The sequence below is a fragment of the Acinetobacter pollinis genome (genome assembly GCF_015627175.1).
GTDB classification, from domain to species: domain Bacteria; phylum Pseudomonadota; class Gammaproteobacteria; order Pseudomonadales; family Moraxellaceae; genus Acinetobacter; species Acinetobacter pollinis.
This window is the reverse complement of record NZ_VTDQ01000009.1, coordinates 45215-64577: the sequence shown is the minus strand read 5'-3', so window position 1 is coordinate 64577 and position 19363 is coordinate 45215. Positions and strand designations below refer to the sequence as shown.

The following is a 19363-nucleotide window of genomic DNA, read 5'->3' as shown; positions in this document are numbered from 1 at the left end:
CAACAGCCAAGTGGCAAAATAATTTCTAATTATTATTTTATGCTGAATTTAAGCTGTATTACCAAGTTATTAGTATTTATCTATGCAAAGCTTCACTAGAGTCTTTATCCTATATATGAGATAAATAACTATAAACCTATATTTATATAGGAAAGAGCCTTAAAATAAGTCTATCAACTATTGTAATAGAGCGACTATGAGTACATCTTCAAATCATTCAAGCACACCTTTATCTCAAACTTCTGGTATGTGGGGCGGACGCTTTTCTGAAGCGACAGACGCTTTTGTTGCAGAATTTACAGCATCTGTTCAATTTGACCAACGTTTTTACAAGCAAGATATTGCTGGTTCAATTGCACATGCAACGATGCTTGCAAAAGTTGGCGTACTCACAGACCAAGAACGTGACGAAATTATTCACGGTTTAACAAATATTCAAACAGAGATTGAGTCTGGAAGGTTTGAGTGGCGCATAGACCTTGAAGATGTTCATATGAATATCGAATCTCGCCTAACACAGCTCATTGGTATTACAGGCAAAAAACTACATACAGGACGTAGCCGTAATGACCAAGTTGCTACAGATATTCGTCTATACTTACGCGACGAAATTGATGCTGTTTTAAGTACACTGAAACGTCTACAGCTAGGTATATTAACGCTCGCATCAAAACATACACATACAATTATGCCTGGCTTTACTCATTTACAAACAGCTCAACCAGTCACTTTTAGTCATCATTTAATGGCTTGGTTCGAGATGTTAGTACGTGATACCGAACGCTTACAAGACTGCCGTAAACGTGTAAACCGTATGCCTTTAGGTTCTGCTGCGCTTGCAGGGACAACTTACCCAATCGATCGCGCTTATACTGCTGAATTACTAGGCTTTGATGAAGTATCAGAAAATTCACTTGATGCTGTTTCTGATCGTGATTTTGCTATTGAGTTTAACGCTGCTGCATCTTTAATTATGATGCACTTGTCACGTATGTCAGAAGAATTAATCCTTTGGACATCCGCACAATTTAAATTTGTTCAAATTCCAGATCGTTTCTGTACAGGCTCTTCAATTATGCCTCAAAAGAAAAACCCAGATGTTCCTGAATTGGTTCGTGGTAAGTCTGGTCGTGTATTTGGAGATTTAATTAGCTTACTTACACTTATGAAAGGTCAACCATTGGCTTATAACAAAGATAACCAAGAAGACAAAGAACCGTTATTTGATGCTATTGATACTGTTCGTGGTTGCCTCATGTCATTTGCAGATATGATTCCAGCATTAATACCGAATATCGAATCTATGCGTGAAGCTGCACTTCGTGGTTTTTCTACTGCAACAGATCTTGCAGACTACTTAGTGAAAAAGGGTGTACCTTTCCGTGATTCACACGAAATTGTGGGTAAAACTGTTGCACTTGCAGTTGAAGAAGATAAGGACTTGTCTGAGCTCAGTCTCGAACAATTACAACAGTTCTCTTCACTTATTGAAGCAGATGTTTTCGATAAAGCACTCACTTTAGAAGCATCTGTAAGTGCACGTGACCATATTGGTGGCACAGCGCCAAAACAAGTAGAAGCAGCTATCGCACGTGCACATACACGCATTGAAGCTTTATACGCAACGAAATAAGAGGGTTTAAAATGGCACGTCAAGTTTTTTGCCAGAAGTACCAAAAAGAAATGGATGGGCTCGATTTTGCTCCCTTTCCAGGAGTAAAAGGCGAGTTCTTTTTCGAAAATGTTTCTAAACAAGCATGGCAAGAATGGCTTCAACATCAAACCACCCTCATTAATGAGAAGCGTTTAAATGTGTTTGAACCCGAAGCAAAAAAATTTCTAGAAGAGCAAAGAGAAAAGTTTTTTTCAAATGATGAAACTATAGAAAAAGCTGAAGGTTGGAAACCAGAATAATTTGTATATAAAAAATAGGGAGTTAGATATTTCTCCCTATTTTTCTCATTTAATGATAATTACATACTATTACAAACAACGCTTATAAAAACACATATCCTTACAAGAAGCTTAAAGACAGATTCCTGTATTTTTCATATGATTTATCACATAGAGAGACACTAACTCTCGTAACATAACAAATATGTAAGTTATTGGTCCCAAATCTCCCCCAAGGTTTGGGATTTTTTTTATCTTTCGCTTTCGTATCTAATCATCATGTACTTTCTTCTCAATCTCATCCATGCTCGCATGACGAACATCTAATCCTTTCACAATGTAAATTACCTGTTCAGCAATATTACGTGCATGATCCCCTATACGCTCTAATGAACGTAGTACCCAAAGCACATTTAAAACACGAGATATCTGACGTGCATCTTCAATCATATAAGTCATAAGTGTACGCGTTGCTGCTTGATATTCACGATCGGTATCTACATCTGCACGTAATACTTTCAGCGCCTGCTCGGTATCTAATCTAGCGAACGCATCTAATGCTTCATGAATCATCACACGAACTTGATTTCCAATATGACGTGCTTCCATAAAGCCATAAGAATTACTTCTTTCTTCACTCAAACTTTGTGAAATCGTTGCAATCTTATTTGCTTCATCTCCAATACGCTCTAAATCAGTATTGGCTTTACTCATGGCAATAACCATACGTAAATCAATTGCAGCAGGATGACGACGTGCAAGAATAATAGTTAAGCACTCATCAATCTCTCGCTCTAAACGATTTACTGTTGTCTCTGTGTACTGAACATCTATCGCTAAAGCAATATCATTGTCTAACAATGAATGCATTGCATCAGTAACTTGCTGTTCAATGAGTCCCCCCATAGACATAAATTTTGCATTTGCTTCTTGTAACTCCTCATTAAACTGAGAAGAAATGTGATGTGCCAGCATTGGATTTTTTACACTCAAGAGGGGTATCTCCAAAAAAAATTAAAACACATTAAGTACAACACACTAAACTTAATATTTAATGACAAACATCACAATTACAAAACTTGCTTATCCATTATTTATACATTTATAAATAATTCAAATTGTTTATTGTTACAATTGTTATGTTATGTGAAAATAATTCTCTCATAGAATTGTTAAAGTAATTTTATATTTTTCAATTCTTTTACTAAAAGGCTGTATTCATTTACAGTTTTCTTGACTGAAAAAATACATAATATTATCTAGATCGACCTGTAGATTCTACAGATAAAAATCGAGATTTAGATAAGGATTACTATGCAGGTTACAACTATATGAGAGAAAGACTTGTCTTCATATTCATGATAGTTTGTTCATTACTCAGTGGTTGCCAACAAGAAAGTCACCCATCCTACCCTAAAGAGCGGCAAGATCATAAAACTTCATCGATACAAAGTCCATGCACCTACTTAAGACAAGATATACAGCATATTGACAATCGAAGTACAGTGGAAGCACTAAAAGAAGTTAACTTTCGTCTTAAACAATGTTTACCTCAATTTAGTATGAATGATCGTACCTTACTCATTTATGCCACGACAGCCATGTATCAGCGCTTTTTATTTGTAGACCGAACACCAGATCAACAACAGTATTTTGAGCAATATGCAATAAATACAAGTAGTTACCCAACCCTACAACAGAGCTATGAATCTCGTTTTTCTAAGCGAGATCAATATCTTATAGAACATCAAAGTAATGCTGCGTATTATGAATTATACGATGCAGGAAATAACTTAACGAAATATCGCAGACAACCTGACTACTTAAAAGATATTTTTGCGCCCTTTTTACCTGCTGCAGAACAAATGTTTATTATTAATTTAGCAAAACAAAATAGACAACCTGTAATTTCAAATAATACCTTTAATTTAACATGGCAAGAAATTGCAGATCGTGCACAATTTTGGGAAAGCTATACCATTTCTTATCCAAATAGTATCTTTTTTGAAGATGCTCAGCGCCTTAAGTTTGCCTATACACGCTTTTTATTTCATGGTTTGCCGAATATGCCTATTTCAACCAATTATGAGGGAGAAGAAAATATTCATCCTGAAGCATTACAAGAAATTAAAGGCCTTGCAGCAAATGGACATTCTCAGCTTTCAGAGCGTGCAGTAAAATTCTTAAAATTCATTGAAATTCCTATAGCAACGCGTGATGCAAAGTTTCCAATAGAGCTCAGCCCTGTAGAACAACGCTCTAAGCGTGCTGAAATCATTAAAGACATGAAACAGTTAGATCAATATATTGGTCTATATGATCCATTAAGTTTTGATAGCACACACATTAATCGAGATTGTTTCAGTGATTCTATCTGTGTAACCCATCTAGGAAATATTTCAAGTAGCTTTGCGACAAAACAAGAGTTTTAAATTTACCCAACTCTTTAAAACGTGCTAGTCTTTGAACACCGCTTGACGGAGCGCGAGTAATGACTCGCTGAGATCACCTAAGTTTAACTTAAAGGTGAGTACCGTTGAACCTGATCAGGTTAATACCTGCGTAGGAATCAAGCCACCTCAAACTTATGCCCTATTTATTCTTTTATTAGGATACATCCGTCACCGTTTTTGGTTGAGCTTGATTCGTTGATTTTTCACAAGGATCATGGCAATGAACCAATTAACGAATCTATCTAATACCTCAAAGCAACATGAGCAAGATGCAAAGGATTTAACTCGTATTCTACCTGCATCCAGCAAAGTATATATTTCAGGCTCTCACCCTAGTATTCGCGTACCCATGCGACAAATTAGACTTTCTAATACACCCGAGGGACTAGGTGGTGAAGAAAATCATGCCATTTTAGTTTATGACACATCTGGGGTTTATACCGACCCAAATATAAATACTGATTTAAATCGAGGTTTACCCACCTTACGTAAAGATTGGATTGAAGCACGTAAAGACTCAGAGGAGCTACCACATCTAAGTTCAACCTTTGGACAACAGCGCGCAAAAGATATTCGTACAGCCAATATTCGTTTTGCACATATTCAAAACCCACGTCGTGCAAAAAAATCCAAAAATGTCACACAAATGCATTACGCCAAACAAGGCATCATTACCCCTGAAATGGAATTTGTTGCGATTCGTGAAAATCAGAAACAGCATGAGTCTGTCGACTCACGACAACATCAAGGTCAAAATTTTGGTGCAAAGAATCTGACAGAAATTACACCCGAGTTTGTGCGTCAAGAAATTGCTGAAGGTCGTGCGATTATTCCTGCAAATATTAACCATCCTGAATCTGAACCCATGATCATTGGTCGAAATTTCCTCGTGAAAATTAATGCCAATATTGGTAATTCGGCGCTAGGCTCTTCTATTGATGAAGAAGTTGCTAAAATGACGTGGGCAACGCGTTGGGGTGCCGATACCATTATGGACTTATCTACAGGCCAAAATATTCATGAAACTCGAGAATGGATTATTCGTAATTCTCCCGTACCTATTGGAACAGTACCTATTTATCAAGCCTTAGAAAAAGTAAATGGTATAGCAGAAGACCTCAATTGGGAGATCTTTAGAGATACGCTAATTGAGCAAGCTGAACAAGGTGTAGACTATTTTACAATACATGCAGGTGTACTGCGTGACTATGTGCCACTCACTGCAAACCGCCTTACAGGCATTGTTTCTCGTGGTGGTTCGATTATGGCACAGTGGTGCTTAGCACACCAAAAAGAAAACTTCTTGTATACACATTTTGATGACATCTGTGAAATTATGAAAGCCTACGATGTCTGCTTTAGTTTAGGCGATGGATTACGCCCAGGCTGTCTACAAGATGCCAACGATGAAGCACAATTTAATGAATTGCGTACACTTGGCGAGCTGACCCATAAAGCATGGGAACATGATGTTCAAGTCATGATTGAAGGCCCGGGTCATGTACCTATGCACATGATTAAAGAAAATATGGATCTGCAACTTGAAGTATGCAAAGAAGCACCTTTTTATACACTTGGGCCACTAACCACAGATATTGCCCCAGGTTATGACCACATTACCTCTGCCATTGGTGCTGCTATGATCGGTTGGTATGGTACAGCAATGCTCTGTTACGTTACGCCAAAAGAGCATTTAGGCTTACCAAACAAAAAAGATGTCAAAGATGGTATTATTACTTATAAAATCGCAGCCCATGCTGCCGACCTTGCCAAGGGTCATCCTGGCGCACAAGTAAGAGACAACGCACTTTCAAAAGCACGCTTCGAATTCCGTTGGGAAGATCAATTTAATTTAAGCTTAGACCCTGATACAGCACGTGAAATGCATGACGAAACCATGCCAAAAGAAGCACATAAATCTGCTCACTTTTGTTCTATGTGTGGACCTAAGTTTTGTTCTATGAAAATATCTCAAAATGTGAGAAATCTAGCAACACAGGCGTAAGCTCAAATGTAATTAGCTTAAATAACACACAATCTACTTTGTATAGGTTGTGTGTATATTGTGCTATTATTTCCTTAGCATTTACAGAAAATTTATAAAAAAATAGTGAAATAACGCACATTAAAATTATCTATTTATTTTTGCTTCACATTTCTATAAAAAATAAGCATTTCCTCTCCGATATATCTCGGTTAGCATAACGACACATAGCTTTTATATAAGTTGATCATATTGATGAAGAAAGAACAATATACACAAAAGGATATAAAAGTTCTCTCAAGAGAATCAATATATCAGGGTTTTGTAAAACTAGAAAAAGTATCGATCCAGTACCGATTATTTAATCAAGATAAATTTTCCAAGGTGGTGGAACGAGAGTTAATCCATCGTAAAAAGGCTGCTGGTGTTCTGATCTATAATGATGAACAAAAACGTTTTGCATTAATTGAACAGTTTCGCATTGGAGCAATAGAGGACACAAGAACGCCTTGGCATCTTGAAATTATTGCTGGTGTATTAGATGGGGACGAATCGCCTGAAGAGTGTATTTACAGAGAAAGTATTGAGGAAGCTGGCTGTAAACTCTATGACTTAGAACATCTCTTTACGTTTTATCCTTCAGCAGGTTCATGTGATGAGTTACTCTACTTATACACAGCACAAGCAGATTTTCCTGAAAGTGGCAGTATCTTTGGCTTGGCCGAAGAGGGTGAAAATATCAAACTTCACTTATTTGATTATTCACAAGTTCAAGATTTATTTCTAAACGAACAATTAAGAAATGCACCTGTAATTATTGCACTTCAATGGCTCAAACAACATATTCAGGCACTTCAAAACTAACTGCTCCTCTGTATGAGAATGTATCTTCTATGAAAACGATTATCCAAATTAGCGATACACATTTAATGGATTCATGCGATGAGCAGTTCGTTAAAATAGATCCTGAGCTTTCTTTTCATCAAGTGATGAATGATATATTAGAACAAAATCATAAAATTGATATGATCATTCATACAGGAGATATTGCACAGGTTGCCAAACCCCAAACGTATAGTCGTTACCTCAGTTATATGGAAAGTTTAAATATTCCTTTCTATCAAACCCCAGGTAATCATGATGATTTAGAAATTTTCCCGTATCCACAGAATCAACCAATTTCTTTCATCCATTTAGATCAGTGGTGTATTATTTTATTAAATAGCGCTGTTTCTGGCCGAATTGATGGATATATTGACAAACATCAACTTCAAACACTTGAAGAATTGCTTCAAACACATTCAAACCTTCATACAATAATAGGCTGTCACCATCATCCTGTACCCATGAAATCGGAATGGATTGATGAGCATTGCTTAAAAAATGGTAATGAACTCATTGAGATACTCAAAAATTATCCTCAGGTGAAAGGTGTAATTAACGGCCATGTTCATCAAGAAACTGATGTTACACTTCATCAGATTCGCTTTCTTTCTGTCCCTTCAACAAGCATACAATTTAAGCCAAAAAGTAAAGATTTTGCTTTAGACACCATTGAACCTGGTTATCGCTGTCTTTATTTACACGATAACGGTCATTTTGAGACTCAAGTGCACCGTTTAGATGAACACCCACACCAAATAAATGAAAATATTTCAGGCTATTAACTTTTATTTTCTTAGAAATTATATTAAGTTAGCTCATCGGTAAAACTGGTTTCATATCAAATATGCTTTAAGGACTATCCAAGTCATTAAAAAGTCTTTATGATAACGAGCCCTTAAAAGTCTGGTTTTACAGCTTTGAAAGGCAATAATAAAAATTTGCATATCGCCCTAACGAGTACGTAACTTTGACGTATATGATGAGGAATGCCCTATATGGCAAATGATACTCTAAACCAAGTCTTAGATGAGCAAACAGCTGTTGAAGGTGAAGCACCCAAACGTGGTCGCAAAGCAAAACCAAAAACAGCAAGTAGCGGTTCTACTGCAAGCCTTTTTGGTATTGCACCGTATGAACCAAAGAAAAATGAAGAGTATATGTCTGATGCACAATTAGAGCACTTCAGAAAAATTCTTCTCGCATGGAAGTCTGACTTAATGTCAGAAGTTGATCGTACATTAAACACAATGCAAGATGAGTCTACAGCACTTCCTGATGTAAATGATCGTGCAACACAAGAAGAAGAGTTCGCGATTGAACTGCGTACTCGTGACCGTGAGCGTCGCTTAATTCGTAAAATTGAGAAGTCAATTGAAGCAATTAAAAATGATGATTATGGTTTCTGTGAAACATGCGGTGTTGAGATCGGTTTACGTCGTCTAGAAGCAAGACCAACTGCAACATTGTGTATTGATTGCAAAACACTCGCAGAGATTAAAGAAAAACAAAATAAAGGTTAAATCATGAGTGATCAACACTCAGAACATACACCTTATCGGGGTCGGTTTGCGCCATCGCCAACTGGCCCTTTGCATTTTGGCTCTCTCATTACTGCTGTTGCGAGCTATTGCGAAGCAAAATCGAACCATGGAAAATGGCTGGTTCGAATAGAAGATACCGACATTCCTCGTATTTATCCTGGTAGCGAAACACATATTCTTCAGTGTTTAGAAGCATTTGAGTTTGAAATTGATGAGCAAATTTTGTTTCAAAAAGATCGACTCGATATCTACAATGATGTATTGGAACAACTTCATCAAAAGCACGCTATCTATGCTTGTCAGTGTACACGTAAGATGCTCGGATCAAATGCAATATACCAAGGTACATGTAAAAACCTTCACTTAGATTTTGAACATCAGGCAATTCGTGTCAAAGTCAATGAAGATCCCATTACTTTTATAGATATATTACAAGGTGAGCAAACCGCTAATCTTGCTACTGAACTCGGCGATTTTGTTTTAAAACGCCGTGACGGTATCATTAATTATCAACTTGCAGTTGTGGTGGATGACTACCTCCAAGGAATTACGCATGTCGTTCGCGGTGCAGATCTTTTAGATAATACTGCCCGTCAGATTTGGCTAAGCCAATTACTTGACTATCCTCAACTTCGTTATTTACATCTTCCTCTAGCAATGAATGATCAAGGTCAAAAACTTTCTAAACAGAATTTGGCTCAAGCACTCGATCCATCCAATGCATCAAAACTCTTACAACAGGCTTTTAGTGCACTTCAACAGCCCGATGTAGCGCTAGATCGACCTTCAAATATGCTCAAGCAAGCTGTTCAACAGTGGCAAATTCATCGTGTTCCTCAAACAACCATGCTCTCAGGTACCTATTTCTAGCTATAAAAAAAGCACTTCCGATCAAGTGCTTTTTTTGCTAAGTGTATTTTAGAAATTCGAAAGCTCTTTGGTTGGATTTTCATCTTGTGTAGAAGCATCGATTTTAAGTACCAGTGTAATCATTGCCGCACACATCATGAGCGATGATCCACCATAACTAATAAAAGGTAGTGTTAAACCTTTGGTAGGTAACATTCCCATATTCATACCCGCATTCACTAAAATTTGCATGAGAAATATAAAGCTTATGCCATAAGCCAAATAACCTGCTCGAAGATAGTTATTTTTTAGTGCACGATAACCAATGCGAACACAACATGCGAGCATTAAAAATTCAAGTGTTAAAATGGTAAAAATACCAAAGAAACCAAACTCTTCACCTAAAATTGCCAACATAAAGTCTGTATGTGCTTCTGGAAGATAAGACATTTTTTGCATACTATGCCCTAGTCCTACACCAAACCACTCGCCACGCCCAAATGCCATAAGCGCATTCGATAGCTGATAACCTGCACCGAGCGGATCAGCCCATGGATTTGAAAAAGACATTAAGCGTTCAAGACGATAAGGCTCAAAGATAACCAGTGATGCCAAGGCCAATACAATAACACCACCCATAACAAGGAACTGTTTAATCGGTGCGCCTGCAAGGAAAAACACACCAACCATCATCATGACAATTACGGCCGTAGAACCAAAATCGGGCTCAAGAATAATGAGTACAATAGAAACGAACATAACCAAGGCTAAACGCATGAGTCCCATCCAACCTCGATCTCTAACCTCACTGGCACGGCGTACGACATAGTCTGCAGTAAATATTGCCATAATCATTTTAGCAACTTCAGTCGGCTGTAATGTAAAGAAACCTAAACGAATCCAACGCCTTGCACCGTTTACTTCAGTACCAATAAGGAAAGTTACGAACAATAAAGCAATCGTAATTAACCACAGAAGAAAAATACTTTTAAACCAGCTTTCTAAGGCAAATCTTGAAACGACAAAAGCAACACACATCGCAATCATAATTGAGATCATATGTCGCTCTAAGAAGTAGAACGGATTATTTTGCACATTTGCAGCATAAGGCATTGATGCCGAAGCCACCATGACCGTCCCAATCACAAGTAATGTCAGTACACAAAAAACTAAAATGTTTCTTACGGTAATTTCCTTAGGAAGGATATGACTGATACGTGTATAGAGGTCTTGTAACTTTGTACTTGGGCTTACTCCTAAGCGTTCTTTTTTTTGAATCATGCTTATAAGGTCTCTACATATTTGACAAATTGGTGCCCTCGGTCACCATAATTTTTAAACATATCAAAGCTTGCACATGCTGGCGACAATAAAACAACATCATTTGGTACAGTCATCTCTTGGCAAATATCTACAGCTTCTTGCAATGTTTTAGCGAATACAACTTCAGTTGCTCCATCAATAGCTTGAGAGATTTGAGATGCATCCTCTCCAATAAGCACAACCACCTTCACAAAACGCTCTAATGCTGTGCGAAGCACAGTGAAATCTTGTCCCTTGCCTACACCACCTAAAATTAAGGCAACTTTACCAGCCGTATTTGATGCTAAAGCTTGACCTAAACCTTCAACCGCAGCCACAGTGGCACCCACATTTGTGCCTTTTGAATCATTGTAATAACGAACCTCTTGTTTTGTCGTCACATATTCACAGCGATGCTCTAAGCCTTTAAATGTCTTTAAAGTATCTAACATTCTATCTTGAGGTAGGCCTATGGCTTCACCTAAAGCAAGGCAAGCCAATGCATTTGCCATATTATGCATGCCCTGAATATACATAAGATCTGTACGTAACAAGCGTTCACGGCCACGTGCTAACCACATTGTGCCATCAGTGTCTCTTAAAATGCCGTATTCATTCATATCTGGTGCATTTAAACCAAAACTTTGTATAGGTGTTGAATCTGGAATAAGTGGTCTTGTCAGCGCATCATCTCGGTTATAAACCACCTTCTTCACTTGCTGAAAAATACGATGTTTTGCTTGATGATAATTCAGCATATTGCCATGACGATCTAAATGATCTTCACTCATGTTTAATACAACAGCAACTTCAGCATTTAAATTTGATGTTGTTTCTAGTTGAAAACTTGAGAGCTCCAGAATAATTAACTCAGGTTTATCTTTAAGTAAATCTAACGCTGGACGTCCAAGATTTCCACCAACCGCAACGTTTTTTCCAGCAGCCTGCGTCATCTGACCAATTAAAGTAGTTACTGTACTCTTTGCATTTGAGCCTGTAATCGCAACTACAGGTACATCCGTTGCACGTCTAAGCAATTGAATCTCACTAATCACTGGAATGCCTTTGGTGATGGCTTGCTGAATTTCAGGCAAATCCAAAGGTAAACCTGGACTAAGAATAATTTCTTCGGCTTGTAATAAGAGTTCTTCGTCAATAGAACCAAATACTTTTTCAATATTTGCAGGAATTTTTTCACATCCAGGAGGCGTCTCTCTAGAATCTGTTACAGCGACACGATATCCCGCATCTACTAAAAAATTGACGGCAGATACGCCAGATATACCAAGGCCAACAACAACCTTTAAACCACCACGCTGTATTAACATTTATGCCCCGAGCATCATTCTTTTACTTTTATGAATGGTAGCACTTTGCTTTTTAGATTGCTTTTATAGATTAAAGAACATCACTATTTTTTTGTGTTATTCACGTAAAAAGCCATCTTTAAGATGGCTTTTTCATTATAAGAAATATTATTTCCATTTTACTGCTTCAACAGTTTCAGGAACTTTTACTTTACTTTTGCTTGGTGAACTACTGCAATCACAGCCACCACCACATCCGGCAACCATGTCAGGTCTAATCCAGTTTGCAATTTTATGCCAACCCTGCCTTTCACAGATATTGGCCAAATGATTAAATACCTTATAAGCAGATTTTGGAAAAACCTTCTTAAATGTATAAATCGCACTCCAGATTACCAATGCAGTAACGATAAGTGTTTCAACCATTTTAGCCTCCTCTTAGCCAAAATAATGTGAGGCAATTTGATAAGTTAGAAATGCCGTAAAATATGCAAGTCCAAACAAATAAATTGTCATAAAGGCAACCATTTTCCATGAGCCAGTCTCACGGCGCACAGTTGCAAGCGTAGAGATACAATGTGGTGCATAAATAAACCAAACCAGTAACGATAATCCAGTAGCAATTGTCCAACCTGAGTCAGGTGAGCTAATTAAATGTGTTAAACCTTGTGCAACTGCATCATCATCTGCACCAGAGAGTGCGTAAACCGTTCCTAAAGAAGCAACCACTACTTCTCGTGCAGCCATTGCAGGAATAAGTGCGATACAAATTTGCCAATTAAACCCAATTGGTGCAAATAAAGGCTGAATCAGATGGCCTAATTGTCCTGCGAAGCTATAATCAATTGCAGGTAAAGTGGCATGTTCAGGGGGCTGTGGGAAAGTACTTAAAAACCAAAGGAGAATTGAAAGTGCAAAAATAATTCCACCAACACGTTTTAAGAAAATACGTCCACGATCGAGTAAACCAATAGCAATACTTTTCATATTCGGAAAGCGGTAGCTTGGAAGCTCCATCAGCAATGCATATTCAGATTTATCTTTTTGAAATAACTTAATAATAAAAGCAACAATCAATGCACTTAAAATTCCTGCCATATACAGTGCAAACAATACAAGTCCTTGTAAACTTAAAAAGCCCCAAATTTGCGTATTTGGAATAAATGCTGAAATCAGTAATGCATAAACAGGAAGTCTGGCAGAACAAGTCATGAGTGGCGCAACTAAGATCGTTGTTAAACGATCACGTGGATCATTAATACTTCTCGTGGCCATAATACCTGGTACAGCACAGGCAAAACTAGACAACAGCGGAATAAAAGAGCGACCACTTAACCCTGCTTTATACATCAATTTATCAAGTAGAAAAGCTGCACGAGGTAAATAACCTGTTTCTTCTAACAACAAAATAAAGAAGAACAAAATCAGAATTTGAGGTAGGAACACCACAACACTACCTGCACCCGCAATAATCCCATCTGCAACCAAACTATGAAGCATTGGCTGAGTAATGACACTACCTACAGCTTCACCTAACCACTTAAACGCACCTTCAATGGCATCCATAAAAGGAGCAGCCCAAGTAAATACAGCTTGGAATACAATAAACATGAGTAAAGCAAGACTTACCAATCCTAAAATAGGATGGAGAAAAATACGATCTAAGAAGGCTGTTCGCTTATCTTCTTTATCTGCAAAAACAATAACATCATCTAAAATTTGTTGTGCTTTCTGATGAGGATTCCCAACCAGACCACTTAATTCTGTATTCGGTGTATTAAAACGTTTTTGATCTAATGCTTTTGTTAAGTTTGCGACACCAGATGCGTTTGTTGCTACTGTTTCAGTAACAGGTACACCAAGACGTTCAGAAAGTTTTTGAATATTAATTTGAATACCACGACGGCGTGCTTCATCCATCATATTTAAAACGACTAAAACAGGTCGTCCTAAGGCAATGACTTCTAATACTAAGCCCAGATGTAAACTCAAATTTGTTGCATCAACAACACACAAAAATGCATCTTGTTCTGCTTCAGTTTCAATTTTACCTAAACAGACATCACGTGTTACCGCTTCATCTGGACTTGTAGCATCTAAACTATAGGTACCCGGTAAATCCAGTACACGTACAGCTTGACCAGAAGGTAGATTAAAGAAACCAACCTTTTTCTCTACAGTCACACCTGCATAATTACCAACTTTTTGGCGAGTTCCTGTTAACTGATTAAAAACAGATGTTTTACCACAGTTTGGATTGCCGACTAAAGCGACTCGAAGCACCTCACTCATACAGGTGCTCCCTCATGATTCACTTCAATCTTTTCTGCTTCAAACTTTCTTAACGCAAACCGTGTAAATCCGATCTGAATAAGAATGGGATCGCCACCAAAAACGCCTCGTGCAATAATCTTTACAAGGGTCCCTGGTAAGAATCCTAAAGTTTCCAATCGGCTCGCAATTAAATCATCTTGCCCATCCACAGCATTTAGGTGATTAATCTTTTGTATAACAGCAGCTTGCTTGACCTTTAACTCTGATAACAGCACCGCGCAGCATCCTTAACATTTTTAATTATTATAAACATAAATGAGAACAATTTACATACACATCATCAGCTATTAACTAAATGCAACATTTATCAGTTTAGTCTTCTCAATTAAATTATTTTTAATTATGATATTGCCATGCTAAACAATAAAAAACCTCGCGTACCTGCGCCTGTCAAAATACCGAAAAAGCTCTCTTTTTTAATTGGGTATAGAGATTATTTGGTTGCACAAACCGTCAGCCCACATACACGTAATGCCTATTTGTCTGACTTAATACAATGTAGTGAACTTAGTCGTTTACCCCTATCACAGTGGTGTAAAGACGATATTTCAGATGTACTTATTGAGCTGACCAAACAAGGAAAAAGCCCACGCTCTATTGCAAGGATTCTCTCTGCACTTCGGTCTTTTTACAAATTTATGCGCGAGCAAAAACTCCGTACAGATGATCCGTTAGAAACACATAAAACGCCTCAGCTTGGTCGAGCGCTTCCTAAAGACCTAAGTGAAGAAGATGTCGAAGCTTTAATTCAAGCACCCGATATTCACACACATCTTGGTCTAAGAGACCGTGCCATGCTTGAAGTACTGTATGCAAGCGGTCTACGTGTAAGTGAACTCATTAATTTACGCATCGAGTTACTCAACTTAAGACAAGGCTATTTACGCATTCTTGGTAAAGGTAATAAAGAAAGGCTCGTTCCAATCGGACAAGTCGCCACAGAGTGGATTGAAAAATATCTTAATGAAGCGCGCCCTGCCCTTTATAAAACCAGTACCGACTATTTATTCTTAACCCAACATGGTGGAATTATGAGTCGACAAAATTTTTGGTATGCCATTAAACGTTACGCCCTAATTGCCAATATTCAGACTGAACTTTCACCACATACTTTAAGACATGCTTTTGCAACACATCTCCTCAATCATGGTGCAGATTTACGTGTTGTACAGATGCTTTTAGGTCATAGCGATTTGTCCACTACACAAATTTATACGCATGTGGCACAAGTCAGATTGCAAAAAGTACATGAGACATATCATCCCCGCCCGTAACACAGGTATGTGAGATTGTCACACTTAGTAATGAAACTTCACGAACTTGATCATATTTTTTGATATGCTTAAGCATTATTTTTATTATTCTTGATCAGTTAAAGAGTTTTTTATGGCATTTCCTTATTCTAAAACACTCCTTGCTTGCACTTTCGCTGTAACTGCCATTATGTCTGGTTGTTCTAAAGACAAAGCAGAAACAACAAAATCAGATTCACTGACAGCGACAAGTCCAGCAACAGGTGACGTATCACCTATTCTAGAGCGCAATGAAAAACAACGCTTAATGAAAACATTCCAAGAGCAGTTGGAAAAAGCAAATATTAAAATTAAAGTTACCGACATTAAAAAGACGGAAGTTCCAAATATTTACTGGGTAAACTTAGAAGGTATGCCATCGGTTTATGCTACATCTGATGGTAAATATATTATTCAAGGCGATATTTTACGTTTAGGCGATACAAAACTACATAACGTAAGTGAAGGATTGCAGGCGCAAGAAAACCAAAAACTCTTTGAACAATTGAATGTAAAAGATCTTATTGTTTATCCTGCTCAAGGTCAGACAAAACATATAATTTATGTATTTACAGATGCAAGCTGCCCTTACTGCCATAAACTTCATGAATCACTGCCAGAAATTACAGCAAAAGGTATTGAGGTTCGTTACATTGCATGGCCTCGTGGCGATCAGTTCCTCCCAATGATGGAAAGTATTTGGTGTAGTAAAGATCGCCAAGCTGCATTTGCTTCAGTGGTAAAAGGTGAAAATATTCCACAAACACAATGCCAAAACCCAGTCAAATCACAATATGCACTTGGCCTAAATATCGGTGTAAATGGTACACCTGCTGTATATAGTCAAGACGGTCATTACCTAGGTGGTTACCTTTCAGCCGATGATATTGTCAAAAAATTAGAAAAATAATACTAAAATAGGTGAAGATTCGCGAATCTTCACCTACACTCTGCCGATTTTTTTAGCTATGATCTAAGATCATTTGCTAATTTATTTTGGAGTGTGACGTGAAACCAGTTCGTCTGGCTATACTTGGTCTTGGTACCGTTGGTTGTGGAGTTCTTCAATTATTACAAGAAAATGCCACAGAAATTAAACGCCGTACAGGTCGAGAAATTCAAATTACTCACGTAGGCACTCGCCGTCCACGCCCAGATCTCAATTTGGAAGGTATTCAACAAAGTGCAGATCTATTTGAAATTGTTCGCCAACCCGATGTAGATATCGTTGTTGAACTCATTGGTGGTATTCAACCTGCACATGATTTAATTTTAGAAGCAATAAAACATGGAAAACAGGTTGTTACAGCAAACAAAGCTTTACTTGCTGAAGAAGGCAATGAACTCTTTGAAGCGGCTGACAATAACACCGTACAAATTGCATATGAAGCTGCGGTTGCAGGCGGTATTCCTATTATTAAAGTCATGCGTGAAGGACTTGCAGCTAACCGAATTGACTGGTTAGCTGGTATTATTAATGGTACAGGTAACTTTATTCTGACTGAAATGCGTGATAAATCTCGTCAGTTTGAAGATGTACTTGCAGAAGCTCAAGCTTTAGGCTACGCAGAAGCAGATCCTACATTCGATGTTGAAGGCATTGATGCAGCACATAAATTAACTTTACTTGCCTCTATCGCATTTGGTATTCCATTACAATTCGACAAAGTCTATACCGAAGGTATTAGTAAAATTACAGCACAAGACGTAAAATACGCAGAAGAACTTGGCTTCCGTATTAAACATTTAGGAATTGCACGTCGTGCAGAAAACGGTATCGAACTGCGTGTTCATCCAACACTTATTCCTGAAGAACAGCCTTTGGCAAATGTAAACGGTGTTCAAAATGCTGTTTCTGTTAAGGCAAGTGCTGTTGGTCAAACTATGTACTATGGTCCGGGTGCAGGTGGTGGCCCAACTGCATCTGCTGTTGTTGCAGATATTATTGACTTGGTTCGTGATATTTCGTACACCGAAGATGGCTCAGGGACAATTCCACAGCTTGCATTTGAATCACTTGAAGATATTCAAATTCTAAAACGTGAGGAAATGACCACTGCATACTACCTACGTGTCAATGTTGATGACAACAAAGGCGTTTTAGCAGACATTACGACTATTTTAAGTCAGTGTGGGATCAGTATCGATGCCATTATGCAACAACCACGTTTAAAAAATCGTGTTCCTGTCGTCATTATGACCGATCCAATTGTTGAATCAAAAATGGATGAAGCCATTGCTAAAATCCAAGCATTGCCTGCAACACACGGCGAAGTGACTCGAATCCGCTTGGAATCTCTGGAAAATTAATTTAAGCTCAGTTGCGAGGCTGATTATTGTCTCGCATGTTTTACACATCTTCTTGGAACAACATCATGTCTAATGCCAATCGCTATACTGGACTTGTAGATCGCTACCGCGACCGTCTACCTGTATCAAAAACTACACGTGCAATCTCTTTAGGTGAAGGAAACACACCACTGATTAAACTTGAAAATATTCCACGTATTATTGGCAAAGATGTTGAAATTTATGTGAAATATGAAGGCCTTAACCCAACAGGATCTTTTAAAGACCGCGGTATGACTATGGCGGTTACAAAAGCAGTTGAAGATGGCTCAAAAGCGATTATTTGTGCATCTACTGGTAACACGTCTGCTGCTGCAGCAGCTTATGCAGCTCGTGCAGGAATTAAAGCATTCGTACTTATTCCTGAAGGCAAAATTGCAATGGGTAAAATGGCACAAGCCATGATGTACGGTGCAATTACCATGCAAATTCGTGGTAACTTTGATGATGGTATGCGTCTTGTCAAAGAAATGGCAGATCAAGCACCTGTAACAATTGTGAACTCGATTAACCCTTATCGTCTACAAGGTCAAAAAACGATTTCTTACGAAATTGTAGAAGCTTTAGGAAAAGCTCCTGACTACCATTGCCTACCTGTAGGTAATGCAGGAAACATTACTGCGCATTGGATGGGTTATACAGAAGCTGTTGCAGATCAACCTGTAGAAGCATTTGAACAAGTTGTTTATGATCCAACAACAGATCAGTTTACAGGCCCTAAACCAGAAGGCTTACCTAAAATGGTAGGTTATCAGGCATCAGGCGCAGCTCCATTTTTACGTGGTGCTCCGATTGAGGCACCTGAAACTGTAGCGACGGCTATTCGTATTGGTAATCCACAAAGTTGGAATCATGCAAAAGCGGTTGTACGAGATTCAAATGGTTGGTTTGATGAACTACAAGACAGTGAAATTTTAGATGCACAGCGTATGCTAGCAATGTACGAAGGTGTATTTGTAGAACCTGCATCTGCAGCTTCTATTGGTGGCGCAATTCGCGACATTAAAGCAGGAAAAATTGCTGAAGGTTCAGTAATTGTATGTACTGTAACGGGTAATGGTCTTAAAGATCCAGATACAGCCATTAAACAATGTGCCGATGCAGTTATGCTTACCATTGATGCGACAATGAATGATGTGAAAAACTCAATCTTGTCTCATATGGATAAATAAAC

At 38.1% G+C, this 19363-nt stretch carries 17 protein-coding genes, 1 pseudogene and 1 riboswitch; of the genes and pseudogenes, 12 read left to right on the top strand and 6 right to left on the bottom strand.

What is annotated here, in order from left to right:
• Positions 1-196: 196 nt before the first annotated feature.
• Both argH and I2F23_RS05565 read left to right on the top strand, forming a co-directional pair.
• The gene (gene argH / locus I2F23_RS05570) at positions 197-1633 is read left to right on the top strand and encodes an argininosuccinate lyase (protein WP_195771576.1); all 1437 of its coding nucleotides are present in this window, start codon (positions 197-199) and stop codon (positions 1631-1633) included.
• An 11-nt stretch (positions 1634-1644) separates the two neighbouring features.
• On the top strand, positions 1645-1914 hold the full coding sequence (locus I2F23_RS05565) for an oxidative damage protection protein (RefSeq protein ID WP_195771575.1): 270 nt from the start codon (positions 1645-1647) through the stop codon (positions 1912-1914).
• A 249-nt stretch (positions 1915-2163) separates the two neighbouring features.
• Here I2F23_RS05565 and phoU read toward each other — a convergent pair whose 3' ends face one another.
• Positions 2164-2886 carry a phosphate signaling complex protein PhoU gene (gene phoU / locus I2F23_RS05560; protein WP_195771574.1) on the bottom strand — a complete coding sequence of 241 codons (723 nt, stop codon included), beginning with the start codon at positions 2884-2886 and terminating at the stop codon, positions 2164-2166.
• 365 nt (positions 2887-3251) lie between these two features.
• On the opposite strand from phoU, the gene I2F23_RS05555 reads away from it, so the two are divergent.
• From I2F23_RS05555 to gluQRS, 6 genes and pseudogenes are all read left to right on the top strand, one after another.
• Complete coding sequence (locus I2F23_RS05555) at positions 3252-4325, top strand: hypothetical protein (protein WP_228284780.1); 1074 nt, start codon at positions 3252-3254, stop codon at positions 4323-4325.
• A 36-nt stretch (positions 4326-4361) separates the two neighbouring features.
• A riboswitch (TPP riboswitch) is annotated at positions 4362-4479 on the top strand.
• Between the two features lie 87 nt (positions 4480-4566).
• Positions 4567-6339: pseudogene (gene thiC / locus I2F23_RS05550) on the top strand (phosphomethylpyrimidine synthase ThiC); the annotation flags it as partial.
• A gap of 237 nt (positions 6340-6576) precedes the next feature.
• Positions 6577-7194: an NUDIX domain-containing protein gene (locus I2F23_RS05545; RefSeq protein WP_195771595.1), complete on the top strand. Its 618-nt coding sequence runs from the start codon at positions 6577-6579 to the stop codon at positions 7192-7194.
• A 29-nt stretch (positions 7195-7223) separates the two neighbouring features.
• The gene (gene cpdA / locus I2F23_RS05540) at positions 7224-7997 is read left to right on the top strand and encodes a 3',5'-cyclic-AMP phosphodiesterase (protein ID WP_195771571.1); all 774 of its coding nucleotides are present in this window, start codon (positions 7224-7226) and stop codon (positions 7995-7997) included.
• A 213-nt stretch (positions 7998-8210) separates the two neighbouring features.
• Positions 8211-8735: an RNA polymerase-binding protein DksA gene (gene dksA, locus I2F23_RS05535; RefSeq protein WP_195771570.1), complete on the top strand. Its 525-nt coding sequence runs from the start codon at positions 8211-8213 to the stop codon at positions 8733-8735.
• Between the two features lie 3 nt (positions 8736-8738).
• Positions 8739-9626, top strand: a complete 888-nt coding sequence (gluQRS, locus tag I2F23_RS05530) for a tRNA glutamyl-Q(34) synthetase GluQRS (protein WP_195771569.1) — start codon at positions 8739-8741, stop codon at positions 9624-9626.
• 48 nt (positions 9627-9674) lie between these two features.
• On the opposite strand, the gene ftsW is transcribed toward gluQRS, so the two are convergent.
• From ftsW to I2F23_RS05505, 5 genes are all read right to left on the bottom strand, one after another.
• A complete protein-coding gene (gene ftsW, locus I2F23_RS05525) occupies positions 9675-10886 on the bottom strand; it encodes a putative lipid II flippase FtsW (RefSeq protein ID WP_195771568.1) in 1212 nt (403 codons plus the stop codon).
• Positions 10887-10888: 2 nt separating this feature from the next.
• A complete protein-coding gene (murD, locus tag I2F23_RS05520) occupies positions 10889-12235 on the bottom strand; it encodes a UDP-N-acetylmuramoyl-L-alanine--D-glutamate ligase (protein ID WP_195771567.1) in 1347 nt (448 codons plus the stop codon).
• A gap of 147 nt (positions 12236-12382) precedes the next feature.
• Positions 12383-12640 carry a DUF6587 family protein gene (locus I2F23_RS05515; RefSeq protein WP_195771566.1) on the bottom strand — a complete coding sequence of 86 codons (258 nt, stop codon included), beginning with the start codon at positions 12638-12640 and terminating at the stop codon, positions 12383-12385.
• A 12-nt stretch (positions 12641-12652) separates the two neighbouring features.
• On the bottom strand, positions 12653-14506 hold the full coding sequence (gene feoB / locus I2F23_RS05510; RefSeq protein WP_195771565.1) for a ferrous iron transport protein B: 1854 nt from the start codon (positions 14504-14506) through the stop codon (positions 12653-12655).
• Positions 14503-14763, bottom strand: coding sequence for a FeoA family protein (locus tag I2F23_RS05505; RefSeq protein ID WP_195771564.1), 261 nt, complete (start codon positions 14761-14763; stop codon positions 14503-14505). Before I2F23_RS05505 ends, feoB begins: the two co-directional genes overlap by 4 nt.
• 138 nt (positions 14764-14901) lie before the next feature.
• On the opposite strand from I2F23_RS05505, the gene xerD reads away from it, so the two are divergent.
• The 4 genes from xerD to thrC all read left to right on the top strand — a co-directional run bounded on the left by xerD (position 14902) and on the right by thrC (position 19361).
• Entirely contained in the window at positions 14902-15822 is a 921-nt protein-coding gene (gene xerD / locus I2F23_RS05500) for a site-specific tyrosine recombinase XerD (protein WP_195771563.1), read from the top strand.
• A gap of 112 nt (positions 15823-15934) precedes the next feature.
• Entirely contained in the window at positions 15935-16750 is an 816-nt protein-coding gene (locus tag I2F23_RS05495; protein WP_195771562.1) for a DsbC family protein, read from the top strand.
• Positions 16751-16848: 98 nt separating this feature from the next.
• Positions 16849-18150, top strand: a complete 1302-nt coding sequence (locus tag I2F23_RS05490; protein WP_195771561.1) for a homoserine dehydrogenase — start codon at positions 16849-16851, stop codon at positions 18148-18150.
• Positions 18151-18215: 65 nt separating this feature from the next.
• The gene (thrC, locus tag I2F23_RS05485) at positions 18216-19361 is read left to right on the top strand and encodes a threonine synthase (RefSeq protein WP_195771560.1); all 1146 of its coding nucleotides are present in this window, start codon (positions 18216-18218) and stop codon (positions 19359-19361) included.
• Positions 19362-19363: the final 2 nt, after the last annotated feature.